Below are 20491 nucleotides of genomic sequence, written 5' to 3' on the forward strand. Positions count from 1 at the left end.
AAAAAATTTAAAAAATAAAAAAGAAATTTTTTTGAAATAAAATCAAAAAGAAAATAATTCTTAATTTTACGATTATCTTAAAAAAAAGTTATCAAAATTATATATTTTGGTAACTTTTTTAAATATAATAAAAATTTAATTTATTTTCTAGTCATATTTGTTTCGATAGCTACTTTAGCTACAGCTTCAGATATTATTTTGGTAACTTTTTTTTCAAAAATAGAAGGAATTATATTATTTTCATCTAATTCTTTTTCTGGAATAATTGAAGTTAAAGCATGAACGGCAGCTACTTTCATTTCTTCTGTAATTTGAGTCGCTTGCGCATCTAAAGCACCACGGAAAACACCAGGAAAAGCTAAAAGATTGTTAATTTGATTTGGAAAATCCGAACGTCCCGTAGCAACTATTTTAGCATTCCCTTTTTTAGCTTCATCATACATAATTTCAGGAATAGGATTAGCTAAGGCAAATACTATAGAGTTTGGAGCCATAGTCGAAACCATTTCTGAAGTTAGAATATTAGGTTTTGATAAACCAATGAAAATATCTTTGTTTTTGATAATTTCTTTTAAAGAGCCAGTTTCATTTTCTAAATTAGTTACTGAAGCCATTTGTTTTTGTGCTTCATTTAACCAAGCGCAATCTTTTTTGATTGCTCCTTCTTTATCTATTAGAATTATATTTTTGAATTTTAATAAAAGAAGCATTTTAGCAACAGCTATTCCTGCGGAACCTGCTCCTGTAATAACTATTTTTACGTCTTTAATATTTTTTTTAACTATTTTTAAAGCATTTAAAATTCCTGCGCAAACAACAATAGCTGTCCCATGTTGATCATCATGGAAAACAGGAATATCTAATTTTTCTTTTAATTTTTTTTCAATGTAAAAGCATTCTGGGGATTTGATATCTTCTAAATTAATTCCTCCGAACATCGAAGATATTTTAGAAATAATATTAATAATTTCTTCCGGATCTTCAGAATCAATACAAATAGGAAAAGAATCGATATTGGCAAATGTTTTAAATAAACTAGCTTTTCCTTCCATTACTGGAATTGAAGCTAATGCCCCTATATTTCCTAAACCAAGAACAGCTGTTCCGTTAGTAATAACAGCAACATTATTTCCTTTAGTTGTGTATTTATAAGCGTTTTTTGGATTTTTAGCAATTTCCAAACAAGGCTCCGCTACTCCTGGAGTATAAATTAAAGAAAGTTCTTGGAGATTATTAATTTGTACTTTAGTTTTTATTTCTAATTTACCTTTATTTTTTTCATGAATTTTTAATGCTTCTTCTTTTATATTTAAAGACATTTGTTTTATTTAAACCATCCAACTAATTTTAATATTTTATGTTTTTTATTAAAAAATATATTTTAAGATAAATAATTGATACTTTTAATATCCAAATAAATTTGTAAATTTTCGAAAATAAATATTTTATTTAAAATTAATTATTTAAAAAAATAATTTTAAATAAAATAAAAAGAGTAATAATCGAAAATATTTATAAATAAATATCTTCTATATAATATTATATAATCATAACTAATTATAAGTTTAAAAATGTTTAATTTTTGTCTGGCTGTTTTGTTTTTAATTTATACATATTTATTTTTTTTATAAAAAATAAACAAACAAATTAATAAGATTTAAAAAAAATAATATAAATTATAAGTAATTAGTTTGTGAGTATTGTTTTTGTTAATTGTAATTTTGATAAAAACATTTTTTGGATTAAACCGAAATAAATCGAATCAACATTTGACTTATCTATGACTTGTTTAAATATTAAATTTATCAATCTTTAATAAGAGTTTAAAGGATTTTAAATAAAATTTCAAAAATCTTTTTTTACTTGCATTTTTTATTTTTTTTGCCAAAAAAATAAAATCATATTATAATAATGAGTATAAATGTTTTAAAAAAATTATAAAATAAAAATTTTTTACAAAGTATTTTTTTACCTTAGATTTTTTTATTTATAGTTTTTATTTCAATATAAAAAAACTTTGATATATTGACTTGGTGTGATTTTGAGACATATCTGATTTTATTTAGGTTTATAGAATTTCATGACTCTCCTTTAATTTTCTTTTTTGTTTTAAAATTGTTATTTGATTATTACCAATTTTTAAGAGATTATAAAAATTTTTATTTCTTTTGGAATTGTTAGTAAACGTTTGACATTTTTTTTATTTAAAAATAATTTTTTTGTTTTCATATTAAACTTATAATTATATTTATTTTCCGTTTTGTTTGTAAATTGAATTTCAAAAGATAAATCTTGTTTAAACCGTCTTATTTATTTTAAGAGTTCGCGGCATTCAAAAATGGAATTATAATTGAGATAAAATATATTATTTTTAAAATTAAAATTGTTTTGATTTTGTTTATGTAATATCATTTTGAAAATTGAAAATGTTTTTAATAATTTAAAATATTCCTTCAATATAAATTTTTGAGTTTGCATTTTAACAATTTATTTTTCGTTTTTATTCCCCTTTGTCTCTGAGTTTTGACAATAAAAACATTAAACTCAATTTTTAGTTTTTGCTTTTGATTTTATAGGGTTATTTTAAATATTGTTTCTATTTTGAACTTATAAAGGGAAACAACGCAAATAAATAATAACAAAATATATTAATAATAATATTTATAATTTTTATAATGATTTGACTTTTTTATATAAGATAATATTAAAAAACAATTTACAAATTTTTATTTTAAAAGTTAAAAAAACTTTTTTAACTTAAATAAAATTAAGAAAAGGAATTAAATTATAAATATGAATTCTCAAACAAAAAAAATATGTTTTTGTAAAATCCTTAAGGCGAACTTATTCAAAAAGCGAAACTTTTTAAAATAGAAAAAATATTAAAAGATTAATTTTTAAATTAATTCCTTTCATTGTTTTTATTTGTTTTTTGTCGAAAATAAAATTTAATAAAAAGGTCTTACACTTATATATATCCTGAAAAAGACAAAAAAGAGCAAATTATATTTTGCCTTAGAATAGATGTTTTTAAATTGTTTTGTTATTTTTATGCATAATTTAGGCATTAAAAAAATTAAATTTTATTTCATTTTTTTTAATTTTATTTAAAATAAAATTTAATAAAAATGTCTTACACTTATATATACCCTGAAAAAGACAAAAAAGAGTAAATTATATTTTGCCTTAGAATAGATGTTTTTTAAATTGTTTTGTTGTTTTTATGCATAATTTAGGCATTAAAAAAAATTAAATTTTATTTCATTTTTTTTAATTTTGTTTTTATTTTGTTAATTGGCAATAAGAATTGGGATTTCGATAATTTAGTTTTTGATAAATCCAATTATTGTTATAATAAAAAATAAAATCATTGATTTTTGTTTTTAATAAATTAAAAGATAATGATTCTAAATTAGGATTTTCTTGAAAAATAATTGATTTCATTAAACCAAAGAAAGATTCAATCATTGCGTTATCGTTCGGTTCAGCTAAATGAGACATACTTAAAATATAATTTTGATTTAATAAATATTTTTGAAATTTAATGCTACGATAGATGTTTCCTTGGTCAAAATGAATCAGACAATTTGACGATTTAGTTTTAATTTGATCAAAAGTGTCATAAACTAGTTTAGAATTAGAATGTTTACTGAAATTGAAAGAAATAACCTTGCGATTAAATGAATCTAAAATTAAAGATAAATAAAGAATACCATCTTTTGTTTTAAATTGGGTAATATCAGTAAATAATTTAGTTTTTGGTTTTAAACTATAATAATTTTTGTTTCTTTTATTAATGATATTTGGAACTAATTGAAAACGAGATAAAATCGGATGTTTTTGTTTTTTAGGTTTTAAAATACATAACCAATTATTCTTTTTCATGATTCGATAAATAATTTGATAATTTAAATTAGTTTTATATTTTAAATTATATAAAAAACATATTTTCTTAGAACCAAAATAAAATTTGTTTTTAATGCATAATTCTTTTATTCTTTGTTCTAATATTTTTTATTGTTCTAATTTTTTTTTTTTTTGATTTTAAAATTGTTTTTAGTTCGATAATAAGTTGTTTTTGATAAATTAAATAAAATCAACATTTCTTTAATGTTGATTTTATTTTTATATTTTTCAATTAAATTAATTAAATATTCTTTTGGATAATTAAAATTTTGAATAATTTCTTTTTGTAAATTGTTTAAATTTATGAATTAAATCCTTTATTAAAATTTATAAATATTATATAATTTTTCTCAATTTTATTCTAAAATTTTAATTATTTTTGAATTTAATTTTGTTCTCGATTTGAAATCTTGAAAGTTGATAAATGGTTTTTGATTGCGTTCATTGATAATTTCAGTTGCTTTTTCGATACCTAAGCCATCAAGAGATGTAAAAGGTAATAAAAGATGTTGATTATCAATAATTTTGAAATTGGATATTTCTGATTCATTAATATCAATTGGTAAAAAATTAATATTTTGATTTTTAGATTCTAAAACCAATTCTAAATTAATTAAGAGAGAATTCTCTTTAGCTGTTTTTTTCACTTTTTTCCTTAATTTAATTACTTCTTTTTCTATTTCTGATATTGGTTTTAAGGATAATTGGTAATTAAATTGGTCTAATTTAGTTGAAAAATGAATTGAATAGAAAAGGATTGGAAAATAGTGAACTGTTCCAAAAGTTTAGACACTTTTTATTTTTTAAAAAATCTTTAAGACTAACTATTAAGTTAGTCTTTTTTTGTGTTTCAAGACTAAAAAAAATTTCATATCTTTTCTAAAAACGTTTTTTAGAAAGGCATTAAATGTTAAAGAGACAAGAATTATTTAAAGATTTTTTAAAAAATAAAAAGAATTTAACAATTCGTTATCAACTAATCGATTTACATTTGCCATTAGTAAATAAATTAGTTAAGCAATTTAAATATTATCCGCGTGTCCTTCAAAAAGAGGATTTATACCAAGAAGGGATTTTAGGATTAATCAAAGCCCTCAATAATTACGAAGATTTAGGTTATAACTTCATTTCTTACGCAACTCCAACTATCAAATCGGAAATCAGAGAATTAATAAGAAAAAGTCATTCTCCTTCAATTCCTCAAAAAACTCATAAAACTAATAATCCTTCTTTTCAAGAAGAAAAACATACATGGCATTGTCAAATTCTTAACCCTCATCAATTATGGTTAAAACAAGTTAATCATGAAATTTTTTTAAAAAAAATGAAAGTTAAGTTAAGCAAAACCGAATTCAAAATTATCCATTTAAGTTTTGGTGTTCCTTTAGGGAATATCAATGAAGATTATCAAAGATGTTATACCAACACCGAAATTGCTGAAAAACTTAATTTATCTTTAAAACAAGTAAAAAACATTAAAAACATCACTATCAAAAAATTAAAAAAACGTTAACCTTTCTCGTCCGTAATGACTTTAAACTAGTTATTCAAAACAATAAAAAAATAAAAACCAGATTACTTTCAAAGTAATCTTTTTTTGTATCAAAGCCCAACATAAAATTTTTGAAACAACAGTAATAAACGATTCCAACATCAACAAATCAGATAGTCTTAAATACATTTGTTTTCAAAAATTTTATCTATAAATAAATAAAAAATATATCAAAAAGAAGGAAAAATAAAATATGTTAAATAAAGTTCAATTAATTGGTCGTATCACTCATGATCTTGACAAACAATATACTTAAGGTTAACAATGAACAAGTCCCTAAAATAGATTTTCAATTAGCGGTTAACCAAAACAAAGACAAAGTACAATATATTCCTTGTGTGGTTTTTAGAACCCAAGCTGACAACATGAAAAAATACTTACATAAAGGATCTAAAATTTATCTAGAAGGGACATTATCTGTCCAAAAATACACCAACAACGAAGGTCAAAAGAAAACAAATACAAAAGTAATCGTACATAATGTCATCTTTTTAGACAATAAACCTCAAGAAACTTTACCTTTTTAAAACAATAAATTCATAAAACTCAATAATAATCAAATAAACTTAATAAAGACCTGAGCGTTAACTCAGGTCTTTTATTTTAAATCATTTAATTATTTTTAGTCAAAAAAATCTAAAAAATAATTAATGCAATTTAAAATTAAAATTAAAAAATTTATGATTTTTGATATATTAATAATTTATACATTTAACAAAAACCATCCAGTTCAAAAGTAATAGGTGATAAAAGAAAAAAATTTTTTTTATTATTTAAAAAAAAGGAGTTAATAAGGTCAAATGACTAAAAAAATAACATATCTAGCCGACGGCAAATATATTCATCATTATATTCACGAATTTAATGACAAAGGTCAAAAAATTAAAGAAATAACATATCAACCCGACGGCGAAACTATTCATTATATTTCCGAATTTAATGACAAAGGTCAAATGATTAAAGAAATATTTTATTGTATCGACGGCGAAACTATTGATTGTATTGAAGAATTTAATGACAAAGGTCGAATAATTAAAAAAATAATATATCGATATGAAAACAAAAATTAATTATTTTGATAATATCATTTGTTTATTGATGGGGATGATAATCGCCATTTTCGTATATATTCAATTTATAGAAAAAACACCTGCTAATTCTAATATAGAAAATATACCTTCAAATTCTAATTTCCAAGAACCGATTACTATTTTCAAAGATAAAATTATTGAAAAAGAGATTATTAAAGAAATTGAAAAACCTGTTATTCAAGACCAAGACATTAAAAGGTTCAAATTTTAGAAAAACTATAAAAAAATAAAAACAACAACTACCCATAATCTCACCAATAAAAACATCAATCAAGAAATCATTATTAAAAATTATGAGTAGAATTAAAATTTTTACCATCGTTTCACATCATTAAATTTTAAGCGAAACTCTATTTTAATTTAAATAACAATAATTTTCAAAAAAAATCAAAAAAGGAGAAACCCAAAAATGACTAAAAAAGAATTAATTAAAAAAATCGCTTTATCCAACAAAACTTCTGCAACTAAAACAGAAGAATTTTATAACTCATTTGAGAACGCTCTAATTGAAGCTATCACATCCAACGAAGAAGTAATTTTATCCCCTCAAATTGGTAAATTCAAATTAAAAGCAAGAAAAGCATATGTAGGTAAAAACCCCAAAACAGGAAAAAAACTAGAAATACCTGCAAAAACGGTAGTAACTTTCAAATTATCTAAAACCATTAAAGATAAAGTGAAAGATTTAAAATTAGAATAAACAAATATCAAACAAAAGGAGAAAAAAATATGAATAAAATCATTAAGAAAAAACCAAAATCTAATACTAACGAAACAAATCACAACCAAAAAATAAAAACAATGACTAACCCTAAACAAGAAAATATAACTATTGTCCCAACAAAAAAATGCAATTTATTAAAAAAAATCACTCACACAACTATGTTTATTTTATATTTTATGGCAATTACTTTCTATTTTATGGTTATTTACTATGAAAATAAAATTCCTTGGTTTACTACAGGAATCAATAATTTTATCAACTTAATTAAATCAATAATCCCAGGAGGAAAATAATTATGAAATCACAAACAAAAAAACAAACAAAAAATAAAATTTTTACCATTTTAGTAGTTTTTATTAGTTTATTTTTTACCATCGTTTCAATTACTGCTTTACAAAATTACTTCGCCCGACAAAGAAAAGAAAAAATTTCATTGTTAGATAAATTCCCTTTGTTTAATGTTGAACGAACTAAAGGAAATAACGAGGATAAAATTCTTATACCTCTTCCTATACCAAACTTCAAACCAAGCAAATATCAACATTTAATCGAAATGGAACATAAAGCTGTACTTAACACAAATGGAGTAGAAATGGATCCTTTATATTTAAAAATAACTTCTTCATATGATACTAAAACAACTTTTGAAAATCCGACAAATTTTTTTAATTTATCAATGAAAGTTAATAATAATGAATATGATGAATCTCAACGTCCTTTAACGGCTTTAAAAGAAGGAAATGGAACTATAACAATCCAAATCGGTATCGAACAAAAAGAAATTATTAAAGAAACTATCGATGGAAAAAAACCTGAATTAGACTTAATTTTTGATTACGAATTAGTTGATTCTAAAGGCAATTCTTTCAGTGGCGGCAATCAAACTATTAAAACCTCAATTGTTCAAACAGCTTAATTGATTAATAAAGACCAAGTTTTTCTTGGTCTTTTTTTTATGAGAAAGGAAAATAACCGAATGAAAAAGCAAATCGAACAAAAACCACTTTCAAAACATTTAATGATAACCATCATTATCTTATTTTTTTGTTTTTCTCTAGGAACTTATGTTTGGATTCATCACCAAACTTTAATCGAAACAGAAAAACAAATAACAGAGCATCAACAAGTAATCAAAACACTTCAAAAGCAAAATGTAGATGTAACCAAAAAAATAGAACAACAAAATGTAGATATAACCAAAAAAATAGAACAACAAAATAAGCAAGAATCACAAACTTTATTAGAAAACCGATCCTCTGCAATATCAAACTTTGAAGAAGATAAAAATCAATTCCAACCTACTAATCCCCAAAAATTTCCAACTTTTGATAAATTAATTGGGTTTAAACAAGAATTAAAAGCAGTCAAAGGTTTTATTGATTATCTTAAAAATCAAGAAAACTATCAAGGTATTGGTGACGTGGAACCTCCATTAGGTATCTTGTTATACGGAGTTCCAGGAACAGGAAAAACAACTTTAGCAAGAGCCTTAGCCAAAGAAACCAAACTCCCATTCTTTGAAGTAAGTAGCTCTTTATTTTCACAAAAATATAAAGGCTTAGCTCCGCAAATGGTTAAAGATTTATTTGAAGCAGCTAGACGCGAAGTAGACAAAAACAATGGCGCCATTATCTTTTTAGATGAATGCGAAACTATTTTTACAGATTTAGGTACCTTAGAAGCAGGGTCTGAAATTGCCAATGTGGTTAACCAATTCAAAACTGAAATGACATCATTTGAAAACAACCCTGAAAAACCTATTTTCATTATCGGCGCGACCAACCACGAGGACCAAATCGATGAAGCCATCAAATCAAGATTCACTTACAACATCGAAGTAAAACCTGGTAACAAAGCTGAACGTCAACAATTTTTAGAATTCTTAATCAAAAGAAGAAAAAACCCTTATAGCGACGAAGCTAAAAAATACTTATTTGAAGTGATTAATGAAGCTTTAGAAAGATTACCACATCATCAACAATTCTTAAAAGCTAATCGTACTTTAGAAAATATTTTAAAAACAACAGTAATCGTCTTCGCTCAAAATAGAGGAACTGGCGAAAATAAAAGAAATGAAATCAATCAAGAAGATTTAAAACAAGCTTATCAAATGATCGTTTCCCAAAACATCGAAACATTAGATCAAATCGAAAATCAAAAGAAAGGAGAAACTAAATAATGTTAACACCACTAAATTTAATTAAAGGTTTTATTAACTTTAGAGCCTATTATACTTGGGCCATTACGGCCATCTCTATTTTTAGTATTTTCTTTTTCTTCAAAAGAAAATACGACAACACACATAACAACTACAGCACTACTTGGAAAGGCTATTTAGTTTATTTTTTAATTATTTTATTTCTTTTTAGTTTTATTTATTTATCTTTTTTCAAAACACTACCATCATCTAAATATGTCGGCCAATTAATTGGGGAAATTGATAAAGCCATTGACAAATACGATGAAACTATTAATAACTATAAAGGCCTTAAAAAAGACTGGGAAACCGAATTAAAAAAATGTGAAGATGAATTAAAAACATTATATGAAAAACAAGAAATTACTCAAGAACAAAAAGAAAAAATTAAAAAAATTTTAGAGCAAAACGAAGGAAAAATTAAAGAAATAAAAGACCAATTAAAAGATACTACAGACAATATCGCTATTTTAAAAGGACAACTTTTACAATTAGAACAAGATAAAGAAACTAAAGAAAAAGAAATTAAACAAAAACAAGAAGAAGAAAAATTAGCATCCCCTGATGATAAAATTAGATTACAAGCACAAATCTCTAAATTACAATCCGAAAAATCAAAAATAATTGGCGAAATCGAAAAAATTGAATTTCAAATCGGCAAATTAGAAAACAAACAAAGTTCTCTAACAGAACAACTAGAACTCGCCGAAACCTTTAAAAAAGGATTAAAAGAAAAATTAAATAATTTATCAGAAAAATTTAAAGAACTATCAACAATCATAACAACTTGGGAAGATCGCAAAGCTGAAATTCAAACTAACATCAACGAAGTTAACCAAAAATTAGAAGAAATAGGAACTGAACGAGATTTATATGGAATTCTAAAAAACAAATACCAAGACATGCACAATCGCTTGATTACCTATGAAAAAGAAAACGCATTAACTTTTGGAACTGCAACGAAAGCCGCTTTTAAAGCTTTTGATAAAATTACTGATTTATTCCCTGCTAAATTCGCTATTAAAACATTAGGAAAAACTATTAGTGTTAATCGAAAATTCGCTCAAGGAGCTGTTAAATCTGCTGTAGTTCTTCATGAAGGACATCGATTATGGCATATGTATAACGACGTAATTAATGAAAACAAAGAACATCCATTAATGATTACCAAAGAAACTTTAGAAATGTATACTAAAGATATCGACCGCGATTTAGCCAGACTTAATGCCGACTACAAAGACTGTGAAAAGAAAAAAGAAGAATATAATAAAATAAACAACGAAGCTTCTTGTAAAGAACAAATAAAAAACTGGCAACACCAAAACGACAAACAAAGTAGCGTCATCGAACAAGAATGGAAGGACTGGATCAAAGAATACGTCAAAATCAACGAGGAATTAGTAGATAAACTAAAAGAAGTTTCAGGTACGCGTGGGTTATACAATGATAAAGATAATTTAGAACAACAACTAGAAGACAAAAACGTAGAAATCGAAACTGCAAAAGCCGTACTTAAAGAAAAAAATCCTAGTTATGCTCGCGCCCAAGCACGTTTTGAAGAGAAACAAAAAGCTAAACGTCAAACAAAAATCCCTGAATTAGTTATTATCCCTAATAAATAAAAATCATTTTTTTAAAACATTTAATTCATAAATTTGTATAATAGTGATATATTCATATTTCAATATTTAATAATAATCACTATTATCGGAAAGGAAATGAAATTTATGAATAATAATAATTTTTTTAAAAAATATTTAGCAATTATAATCATTATTATCGCAGTTTTTGTTGGTATTGGTATTTATTACAAGACCAATAATTCTTTAAAACAAGAACAACAAGAAGATCCTAATTCAGAATTTTTTAAAAAAAATCCAACTACAAAAGTTATTAAAGAATTAATTGATTTGAGAGAAAGAGAAAAAAATAAATTAAATGATATTTCTTCTAATCCTTTATGTAGAGAAGATTTAAAAAAAGAAATATTAGAAATTTTAAAAAATAATAATTGTATCAAAGAAAATATTATTAATATGTGTCGAAAAACTGATCTTTTTAATAGTTTTTCTAAAAAAGAACAAGAGGATTTTGTGGAAAAAAGATATATCACACATTTAAACAAAGATATAGAAAATTTAACAAATACATATAATAAATTACCTCATAATTTTTTATATAAAAAAATTATTTCACCAACTAATTTCAAAAAAATCAAAACTTATATTCTTTCAGAAACCGATGACAAATCTTTATTACCAAATAATCTTTCCCAAGAAGAAAAAATAAAAATCGATGAAATTAGAAAATCTCAAGAATATGATTTAGGAATTTTAAAAAAATGGAACTCCAAAATCGAAAAAGAACAACAAGAATGTGATGATTTTCATCTCAAAATTAAAGAAATTCAAGATAAATTTCCTTCATTAAAGTCTCAACAAACCAAGTTAGAACAAGATAAAGAAGCCAAAAACCAAACCATCCAAAACCTTCAATATCAATGTGGCGAAATTAACCCATCTTATGCAATAGTGCTTAAAAGAAGATATAATATTGAAATTCAAAACCCTAAAACCCCAAATAAAGTCGAATCAGAAAGATTACAAGCTCTAATCGATAAATTACAAACCGAAAAATCAAAAATAATTGGCGAAATCGAAAAAATTGAACTTCAAATCGGCAAATTAGAAAACAAACAAAGTTCTCTAACAGAACAACTAGAACTCGCCGAAACCTTTAAAAAAGGATTAAAAGAAAAATTAAATAATTTATCAGAAAAATTTAAAGACTTAACTATCTCTACCCTCCAATCCCTCTACGAAATCGCCTCAGCTGAGGAATAGATAAAATAAAGGAGTTATTTATTAATGTTTAAATTAAAAAAACAATTATACTTATTGAAATTAGTTTCATTTATTTTTTTAGGATTATTAATATTTAAAAACAACAATTTTTTATATGCTTTCCCTGGAATAGATTTAGATGCAAGAATGATGCAACTAACAGAAGAAAGAGATAATTTATTACAACAGTTACATAATAATTTTAATAATTTAAATTTAGATAATGCAACACGTTTAATTAGAATGCAAAATATCACAGCTTCCCTAGATCGAGTTTTAGAGCAAATAAATTCAATAAATCAACAATTAATTCTCAGAGATCAATTTCAACAACAAAGAACAAATAGCACCTTAAATCAACAAAATAATAATGAAAGAAATTAAAATGATTAATTTTAATTCTTCATAAAGACCCCTTACAGGGTCTTTTTTTTATTTAACAACACACACAACTTGGAAAGGAAACAAAAAACTATGTTAATAAAAAAAATCTTTCAATCTCTACCTAGTAATCTCATTTTTTTCGTCATCACCTTACTTTCATTTATTCCAATTATCACCATTTATTATGTCATTAAATTCTACCTTTTAACCATTAAACTAAGCATTAACCAACTAAAACAAGAATAGTGGTTCAATTTTATCAATATTTAACCACGAAGCAACCCAATCATGTGGAAATTAATCAATACTTAGTTAACTAAGTTAAACAACAACCTTAAAACTATAAGTGATTATTTCTTTACTTATCAAAATCAATGGTTAAACTTAGGTTTATTAACAATTATTTTATTATTTCTTCCCCATTTTTTATATCTAATTGATTTTCTTTTTAAATGTCTTTATCATATAATTAAATTTATTTATTATTTAGGAAAATATCTTTTTTCATTATTAAAAAAAATTTTTAAGAAAGGTAAATAACCATGCAAATCAAACTATCACAACGTACCAAAGAATGGTATCAACACCGCAAACAATATATTAACGCTTCCGAAATTGCTTCCATTACGGGGTTAGACCCTTTTCGTTCCATGGAACAGTTAGTTCATGATAAACTCTTTGGTACCACTTTTACCACTAATCAATATACTCTCCATGGCCAAAAAATGGAACCTATCGCGCGACAGTTTTTCATACAAAAAACCAATTTAATTTTCGAAGACACCATTTTCACTGATGATCAAGTTAACCTTTTTTCCGCATCTTTAGATGGATACAACAAACAACATCAAGCTGTTTTAGAAATTAAATGTCCTTTTGTTAATGAAAACCAAGAAGTCTCATCCGCTTGGACTAGTTTTTTAACCAATCCTCATTTAGAAAATATTCCTCAATACTACTGGGCCCAAGTTCAATGTCAACTTTATTGTAGTCAAGCTAAATTTGCTTACTTTTTGGTTTATTTTAACGACCAAAACTATCATGTGGTACGAATTTATCAAGACAATAACTTCATTAATAAAATGATTGCAGATGGTAAAAAATATTTAGAATTACTACACAAATCCAAACAAGAATTATCACAAACAACTTATTTAAAACGATTAAGTAAATTTAAATAATAATTAAAACTCTAAGACCTTCAAATTGAAGGTCTTTTTTTATGCCCAAATTTCAAACCAAATTGGTTCCTTAGAAAGTAAACAAATAATGTACGAAGGAATGTTATCTGGTACCATCAAATTAAGAGATTCAATACAGTGTGATTATGATGAAACCTCCACAAATCGTCTATTCGGCTCCCCCCCTTTCCGAACTTCAAAAACTCTACGAAATCACCCCATCCGAGGGATAAAAAATTAAAGGAGTTATGAATTAATGTTTAAATTAAAAAAACATTTATTTTTATTTCAAATAATTTTATTTATTTTTTTAGGATTATTATTTGTCATTGACAATAATAAACAAGTAATGGCCATAGATACTAACAATAATAATTTAGTTTGGCAAAACATCACTAGAAATAACAACAAGATGCGCGAATACACAACAGAAAGAAACAATATAATTGAATATATACTGATGACCGACGAACAATTACAACCCCAACGTCTCCAAAATTTAATAATGCTTCGAGATAATTACAACGAATTAATTCGTAATTTAGAACAACAAAACAATTTATTTTATCACATTATCAATAATAATAATCGCAATCATTAACATATATCCACATATAAGATTCTCTCTATGAGAATCTTTTTTTGTTGTAATTTATACAAAGATATTTGATAATTCAAGTAGTCAATAAATAAATAAAAATAAATAACAAAAAGTAAAAGAAAACAAACATAAACTAAAGGAGTGGGTAAAAATGCAAGCGCAAGATTATTTAGGCATAGTTGCTATTATAGTTGATATCTGTATTCCATTAGTTTGGTTATATTTAGGACATAAGTTTCTAAAAAATCAACAAATAAATCAACAAGAATATGAAAAACGACAACAACAAGAAAAACAAGAATACGAAAAAAAACATCAAGATCATTCATACGCAAAGTATTTTATTTTACACAATTTTATAATAAAATCCACATCTAAGGAGGTGTCACCAAATTATGCGTTCAACCAAAATTCCCTTTATTTAAATATTTAAAATATTTAATAATTATTTTAATAACAATTTTTATTTCATTTTATATTTTTGCGCAACCATATTTTCACTGTCACCACAAGTTCCCTATAAAACTAGCTGAATACGAAGCCATTAAACAAGAATGGTTGACAACTCAACCAAAACTCAAACGTTATGATATCAGAGTTTCATCAAGGAAAGATATTCCTAAAATTTTGGAATATTTTGAAATTAAAATGGAAACGACAAACATATCGATAACACCTTCATATAACCGTAGTGCCGACAAATACATTGATTTGTATTTAAAAAAACCACCAGAAGGTCTCTTAGGTGTTTATTTTAAATCAAGATTTAATCCTTTTAATGAAGAATATCCCGTTAAAGACAATGAATATACCTTAGAAGACCTTTTAAAATACGAAATCGCCATTGAAGAAGCTTTTGTCTTTTGGGACGCTAATGTAATTCTTAACGAAATAGAACCTGAAATCAATTTAATAGAAACCAATATTTTTGCCGACCAAATCCAAAACAAAGAAAAAATCATTAATGATTTTTTAATTAAAAATAATGTTATCAAAGAACCAATAACCATTAAATTAGGCTGTTATAACGCTACCCCTAATACTGGTTTAGTTTTACTTTTGCCGAAAAAAACCTTAAATAATCTCAATAAAACTGAAATAGATGCTATTTATTTTGACGATGGTATTAGAATTTTAAGTGTTTCTCCCCAAACCAAAATTACTTCAGAAAGTATAGAAGATTTACTACAACTTTCCAATGGTGCTAAAAACATCTATCTTTTTACTTTTGATATCTACAAAAAAATAATAAAAATTGACCTTCCCGACTCTGAAAACCCTTATGAAGCTATTCGCAATTGGAAAAGAGATAATAACTTTTATAATTTCGAAGGAAAATATAACCAACGCCTAATGCGATTTCACGCAGACATTGAAGTGAAAAAAGAATCTATTATTGATAAAAAATTTGATCTATCAACTGACGTTACAATAATAGAACATATTTTTGAAACTAAAAATACAATTTATTACATCATCTGCCAAGATTTATCATTTAAACTTAATTTGTTAGACAACTATCACACTCAATATTTAAATTGGCTAAAACAATGTTATATCCAATATAACGGTTATTATACAGTTAATGAAGTCCGAAGTAAAATCGGTCGTTCTAACAAAACCCTTTATGATGAAAACGGCAACACCCATTATTATACATATCAAGAGGGTTGGATCTATGATAATTGGCAGATTGACGGTGTAGAATGTGTTGATAAAAGATATTATCAATTTTTAGATACTACTCCGCCACCCAAAAAACCCAAAGAATTAAATTAATTTTTAATTCTTTTTTTATTACAAAAATTTAAATTCAAAAAAAAGAAAGAAGGCAAAACTAATGAAAGATCAAATTAAAAAATTAGAAAAACAAATTAAAAATAAAAAGGAAATAAAAATGACAAACCAAAAAAAAGAATTTAATATATTTGATATCGCTAAATATCTTTTAGACAATTGTCTTCAAAAATATGGGAGCGGTATTACACAAATACAAAAATTATTATATTATGTGCAAGGAGAATATTTAATTCGTTATTACAAACCATTATTTAATGAAGAAATTCAATTTTATCAATATTTAACCACGAAGAATTCAAATTATCATGTGGAATCTATTTAATACTTGGTTAACTAAGTTAAATAATATTCTTCATAAAATAAGTAGTTATTTTCTTATTTATCAAAATCAATGGTTAAACTTGGGTTTATTAATAATTATTTTATTATTTATCCCTCATTTATTATATTTAATTGATTTTATCATTAAAACTATTTATTACCTTTTCCGTTTATTTTATTATTTAGGTAAATATTTGATATTATTAATTAAAAAAATATTCAAGAAAGAAGAAAAATAAAAATGCAAATCAAAAATTTAAATCAACGTACCAAATTATGGTACCAACACCGCAAAAAATACATCAACGCCTCCGAAATCGCCTCCATTACGGGATTAGATCCCTTTCGTTCCATGGAACAATTAGTCCATGATAAACTCTTTGGCACGACTTTTACTTCCAATCAATATACTCTTCATGGACAAAAAATGGAGCCAATCGCACGTCAATTTTTTATTAACAAGACTAATCTAATTTTTGAAGATACTATTTTTACTGACGATCAGGTTAATCTTTTTTCTGCTTCTTTAGATGGTTACAACGAACAAAACAAAATCGTTTTAGAAATAAAATGTCCTTTTGTGAATGAAAATCAAGCAATATCATCCACTTGGACTCAGTTTTTAACTCATCCTCAACTCGAACATATCCCTCAATACTACTGGGCCCAAGTCCAATGTCAACTTTATTGTTCCCAAGCAACATTTGCCTACTTTTTAGTTTATTTTAATGATAATGATTATCATGTAGTCAGAATTTACTTAGACAATAATTTTATTACCAAAATGATTCAAGATAGTCAAAAATACTTAACTCTTTTAACCAAAGCCAAAAACGAATTAGAAAAAACCACTTATTTAAAACAATTAAGCAAAATCAAATAATTAATTCATACTTTTAGACCTTCAAATTGAAGGTCTTTTTTTTATACCCAAATTGAAAATTAAAGGAGAAATCAATCATGAAATTAATCGTTTTCGAAGGACTTGACGGGAGTGGAAAAACTTCTCTTATTCACGCCCTTCAACCCCAATTAAAAACCCCTCATCAACTGTATCAAGGTTTAGGGAGTAGTTCACTTGGGAAGGAAATTAGAGATTTATTTTTAAATTTTCAACAAGTAGATTATATCACTCGTTTTTATTTAAGTCTGGCTAATATGTCTCAAATCCAAGCGGAATTAATTGTTCCTCAATTAAAAAATAACCAATTAATTATCTTAGACCGTTGGTTACCATCTACTTATGCTTATCAATTATTTCCCTTTTCTAAGGAAAAGAAACAACTTTTACCTTTAAAAAAGATCTTTAAGATAAATCATGAAACTATCTTAAAAAAACCTGATTTATTAATTTATTTAGACATTGACCCTCTTATCGGAAGAACCAGAAAGAAAAATCAAAAAAACCATCAAAGAGATCTCATTGAAAGACAATCATTAACTTATTTTCAAAATGTTCGCCAAGGATATGATCATTATATCACTCATTATACTAGTGGAGTTAATAAATTAATTTTAAACGGAAGTGATTCTATCAAATCTAATGTCAAACAAATTATTAAACAAATAGGAGTACTATCAAATGGCGATCATAACTAAAAAGACCTGCCAAAATGGCAATACTTACATCTATTTTTCTAATGGAAAAATCAAAACCATTCATAAAGATGGCATCATTACCTGGAAAACAAAAAGAATTTTTAAAACTAAAAAAACCAACAAAAGACCTTAATTTAAAGGTTTTTTTTATTTAAAGAAAGGAATATCAAATGTTAAATAACCAAGATTTTTTTAATATTCAACAATTTAATACTAATATCCAAACTGTGGAAATCTTAAAATGTTTTTTTAAAAAAACTACCTTTAATCTTTCTGTTGACAAGTATATGAAAACCAATTACCAACAATTAAACCATTATTTTAACCAAAATAACATCAACTCTCAAAGTCAAAAAGTCATTTGTGGTAAAATCAATGAATATTTAATTTTATTATACTTAAACAATAAAGGAATCACTAATTTATACCCTCAAGTAAATTTATTTTTTATCCCTGACATTAAATTTGATTTAGTTTTATTTACTAAAAAGAAAAGAATCATCGCTTTTAATTTTAAAACATGTCTTCGTGAACGCTATAAACAAGCCATGATAGAGGCCCAACAACTCAAAAAATTAGATACTCGTTTTGAGTTTTATTTATTAATCAACAACGAACCAGAAACTCAAAGACTAAACAATAAAATCAACCAAGGAAAAATCCAAGGCATTAATCAAGTAATTAACTTATTTTCCAATTCAGCCAACAATTTCTTACAAAACTTAATTACCCGTCAATTCATCCCTTTTTCTAACATCAACATCATTAAAAAAATAAAAAAGGATTTAATATAAAATGTTAACCAACGAACAAAAAGCGTTAAAACAAATCATTTCCTATATGAACCAAAATAAAGCTGAACAATTAAGTTTTTATTTTCAGCTCATTGATCCACAATCTTTTTTAGATAAACAACATACAAAAATCTTTCAGGCCTTAAAATATTTAACTTTAGGAAAAATAACTAATCATCCCTTTGATAAAATAAAGTCTCAAAATGAGATAATCGAAGAATTACTCACCTATCTTCAAACCTATTTCCCCCAAGATAACTTTACTAAAGAATCATTATCTTTTTTAAGTGATGATTTTAGTAAGGAAAATAACCTTAATTTCTTAGATAACTTAAAACATACCTATACCCAAGAAAAACTGTTCCGACAACTCTTAAAATTTATTAGTCCTTCTTTTGAAAATCAAGATCCTTACACTAAAAACTTATATTACCAAGAAATCTTTGATAAATTAAGAAAATTTATGACTTTGATTCCTCACAAATCAGACCAAACCTTATTAACTTTAAATCAAATGTCCTCTTGTCATCCTGAGTTTTTTAAAACCGATCAACAATCCAAACAAAAAATCCAAGAAGAATATTACCGCTTATCAAAAACTTTCCGAGGCTTAAATCAAGCCACAAAAGGATTTAAAAAAAGTCAAATCATCACCATTGGGGGCTATACTGGATTAGGTAAAACCACTTTTGTCTACAATCTTCTTTTAGATATCGCCAAAACCAAACATCAAGAAACTAAACATTATCCCCATATGTTAGTTTTTTCTTATGAAATGACCTTAGAAGAAAATTTAAGTCGATTATTAGCCCACCAAACTCAAATTCCTCTAGATGTTATTTTAGATAAAAATTTGAAAGATTTAAACATCACACTACTCAAATACACGGAAAGGATGAAACAAGCCAAACAATTTTTTGTTAACATTAATTTATCGTTTAGTTATGACAAAAGTAAAAACATTGATTATATCATTGATTTAGTTTATCGCCTTCATTTAGAAAAAAAAGTTGAAATGATTGTCATCGATCATCTTCAAATTACAAAAGCCACAAATCATTTAGAAAATGACCGTCTAGCCATTGACGAAATTATGACTAAACTCAAACAATTAGCCATGGAATTAAACATCGTTATTATCATTCTCTCACAATTTTCGAGAGATACTTATAGCCATTACCAAGGAAAATCCCCTGAAATCACCGCTTTAAAAGGAAGTGGTGGTATCGAAACCAACTCCGACATCGTCTTAATGATGTCTGAATTCCAACCCAAACTATCCAAAGACCAAGAAAAACCTTTGAATATCTATAATCAAAATTGTAATCAATTATATTTAGCATCAAAAAACAATGAATCTCAAAAAATCATTGAATTATCTATTAAAAAGAATCGAAGTGGTACTAAAAAAAACTTAGTTTATCACTTTGAAATGACCACCCAAACCTTTCAAGAAATAGGTTATATCTTACCTTATCTATTAGAAAATTATTAAGGA

Annotated in this window: 25 protein-coding genes and 1 pseudogene; 23 read left to right on the top strand and 3 right to left on the bottom strand. The window is 25.1% G+C overall.

Features of this window, described 5'->3' with window-relative positions; genetic code table 11:
* Positions 1-140: 140 nt before the first annotated feature.
* The 3 genes from CWO85_RS01435 to CWO85_RS01445 all read right to left on the bottom strand — a co-directional run bounded on the left by CWO85_RS01435 (position 141) and on the right by CWO85_RS01445 (position 4553).
* Positions 141-1319 (bottom strand): NAD(P)-dependent malic enzyme, encoded by a 1179-nt coding sequence (locus tag CWO85_RS01435; protein ID WP_121463920.1) that lies wholly within the window; start codon positions 1317-1319, stop codon positions 141-143.
* Between the two features lie 1963 nt (positions 1320-3282).
* On the bottom strand, positions 3283-4011 hold the full coding sequence (locus tag CWO85_RS01440) for a DDE-type integrase/transposase/recombinase (RefSeq protein ID WP_320410448.1): 729 nt from the start codon (positions 4009-4011) through the stop codon (positions 3283-3285).
* Positions 4012-4262: 251 nt separating this feature from the next.
* On the bottom strand, positions 4263-4553 hold the full coding sequence (locus CWO85_RS01445; RefSeq protein WP_161554977.1) for a helix-hairpin-helix domain-containing protein: 291 nt from the start codon (positions 4551-4553) through the stop codon (positions 4263-4265).
* A gap of 260 nt (positions 4554-4813) precedes the next feature.
* On the opposite strand from CWO85_RS01445, the gene CWO85_RS01450 reads away from it, so the two are divergent.
* From CWO85_RS01450 to CWO85_RS01555, 23 genes and pseudogenes are all read left to right on the top strand, one after another.
* Positions 4814-5419 carry a sigma-70 family RNA polymerase sigma factor gene (locus CWO85_RS01450; protein WP_121463923.1) on the top strand — a complete coding sequence of 202 codons (606 nt, stop codon included), beginning with the start codon at positions 4814-4816 and terminating at the stop codon, positions 5417-5419.
* A gap of 232 nt (positions 5420-5651) precedes the next feature.
* Positions 5652-5985, top strand: a pseudogene (locus tag CWO85_RS01455) (single-stranded DNA-binding protein).
* 273 nt (positions 5986-6258) lie between these two features.
* Entirely contained in the window at positions 6259-6528 is a 270-nt protein-coding gene (locus CWO85_RS01460; protein WP_121463818.1) for a DUF2963 domain-containing protein, read from the top strand.
* Positions 6512-6760, top strand: a complete 249-nt coding sequence (locus CWO85_RS03715) for a hypothetical protein (RefSeq protein ID WP_201736622.1) — start codon at positions 6512-6514, stop codon at positions 6758-6760. The genes CWO85_RS01460 and CWO85_RS03715 overlap by 17 nt, the downstream gene beginning before the upstream one ends.
* Before the next feature lie 198 nt (positions 6761-6958).
* A complete protein-coding gene (locus CWO85_RS01470; protein ID WP_121463924.1) occupies positions 6959-7249 on the top strand; it encodes an HU family DNA-binding protein in 291 nt (96 codons plus the stop codon).
* A 29-nt stretch (positions 7250-7278) separates the two neighbouring features.
* Positions 7279-7566, top strand: coding sequence for a hypothetical protein (locus CWO85_RS01475; protein ID WP_121463925.1), 288 nt, complete (start codon positions 7279-7281; stop codon positions 7564-7566).
* A 2-nt stretch (positions 7567-7568) separates the two neighbouring features.
* Positions 7569-8189: a hypothetical protein gene (locus CWO85_RS01480; protein WP_121463926.1), complete on the top strand. Its 621-nt coding sequence runs from the start codon at positions 7569-7571 to the stop codon at positions 8187-8189.
* A gap of 60 nt (positions 8190-8249) precedes the next feature.
* Positions 8250-9452 carry an AAA family ATPase gene (locus CWO85_RS01485; RefSeq protein ID WP_121463927.1) on the top strand — a complete coding sequence of 401 codons (1203 nt, stop codon included), beginning with the start codon at positions 8250-8252 and terminating at the stop codon, positions 9450-9452.
* On the top strand, positions 9452-11092 hold the full coding sequence (locus CWO85_RS01490; RefSeq protein WP_121463928.1) for a DNA double-strand break repair protein Rad50: 1641 nt from the start codon (positions 9452-9454) through the stop codon (positions 11090-11092). The genes CWO85_RS01485 and CWO85_RS01490 overlap by 1 nt, the downstream gene beginning before the upstream one ends.
* Before the next feature lie 105 nt (positions 11093-11197).
* Positions 11198-12313, top strand: a complete 1116-nt coding sequence (locus tag CWO85_RS01495; RefSeq protein ID WP_121463929.1) for a coiled-coil domain-containing protein — start codon at positions 11198-11200, stop codon at positions 12311-12313.
* Between the two features lie 24 nt (positions 12314-12337).
* On the top strand, positions 12338-12697 hold the full coding sequence (locus tag CWO85_RS01500) for an SVM family protein (RefSeq protein ID WP_121463930.1): 360 nt from the start codon (positions 12338-12340) through the stop codon (positions 12695-12697).
* A 542-nt stretch (positions 12698-13239) separates the two neighbouring features.
* Entirely contained in the window at positions 13240-13878 is a 639-nt protein-coding gene (locus CWO85_RS01510) for a YqaJ viral recombinase family nuclease (RefSeq protein WP_121463931.1), read from the top strand.
* An 88-nt stretch (positions 13879-13966) separates the two neighbouring features.
* On the top strand, positions 13967-14119 hold the full coding sequence (locus tag CWO85_RS03630) for a hypothetical protein (RefSeq protein ID WP_161554978.1): 153 nt from the start codon (positions 13967-13969) through the stop codon (positions 14117-14119).
* A gap of 15 nt (positions 14120-14134) precedes the next feature.
* Positions 14135-14479: an SVM family protein gene (locus tag CWO85_RS01515; RefSeq protein WP_121463932.1), complete on the top strand. Its 345-nt coding sequence runs from the start codon at positions 14135-14137 to the stop codon at positions 14477-14479.
* Between the two features lie 151 nt (positions 14480-14630).
* A complete protein-coding gene (locus CWO85_RS01520) occupies positions 14631-14912 on the top strand; it encodes a hypothetical protein (RefSeq protein ID WP_121463933.1) in 282 nt (93 codons plus the stop codon).
* 125 nt (positions 14913-15037) lie between these two features.
* On the top strand, positions 15038-16258 hold the full coding sequence (locus CWO85_RS01525; protein WP_121463934.1) for a hypothetical protein: 1221 nt from the start codon (positions 15038-15040) through the stop codon (positions 16256-16258).
* Between the two features lie 61 nt (positions 16259-16319).
* Complete coding sequence (locus tag CWO85_RS01530; protein WP_121463935.1) at positions 16320-16601, top strand: Panacea domain-containing protein; 282 nt, start codon at positions 16320-16322, stop codon at positions 16599-16601.
* Positions 16585-16839, top strand: a complete 255-nt coding sequence (locus CWO85_RS01535) for a hypothetical protein (RefSeq protein ID WP_121463936.1) — start codon at positions 16585-16587, stop codon at positions 16837-16839. The genes CWO85_RS01530 and CWO85_RS01535 overlap by 17 nt, the downstream gene beginning before the upstream one ends.
* 2 nt (positions 16840-16841) lie before the next feature.
* A complete protein-coding gene (locus CWO85_RS01540) occupies positions 16842-17483 on the top strand; it encodes a YqaJ viral recombinase family nuclease (RefSeq protein WP_121463937.1) in 642 nt (213 codons plus the stop codon).
* Between the two features lie 77 nt (positions 17484-17560).
* A complete protein-coding gene (gene tmk / locus CWO85_RS01545) occupies positions 17561-18199 on the top strand; it encodes a dTMP kinase (RefSeq protein ID WP_121463829.1) in 639 nt (212 codons plus the stop codon).
* Complete coding sequence (locus CWO85_RS03720) at positions 18183-18332, top strand: hypothetical protein (RefSeq protein WP_201736602.1); 150 nt, start codon at positions 18183-18185, stop codon at positions 18330-18332. Before tmk ends, CWO85_RS03720 begins: the two co-directional genes overlap by 17 nt.
* Positions 18333-18369: 37 nt before the next feature.
* Positions 18370-18993 carry a hypothetical protein gene (locus CWO85_RS01550; RefSeq protein ID WP_121463830.1) on the top strand — a complete coding sequence of 208 codons (624 nt, stop codon included), beginning with the start codon at positions 18370-18372 and terminating at the stop codon, positions 18991-18993.
* 1 nt (position 18994) lies between these two features.
* Positions 18995-20488, top strand: coding sequence for a replicative DNA helicase (locus CWO85_RS01555; RefSeq protein ID WP_121463831.1), 1494 nt, complete (start codon positions 18995-18997; stop codon positions 20486-20488).
* The last annotated feature ends 3 nt before the right edge of the window (positions 20489-20491 follow it).

Origin of the sequence: Candidatus Phytoplasma ziziphi, from assembly GCF_003640545.1 — a bacterium.
GTDB lineage: Bacteria > Bacillota_I > Bacilli_A > Acholeplasmatales > Acholeplasmataceae > Phytoplasma > Phytoplasma ziziphi.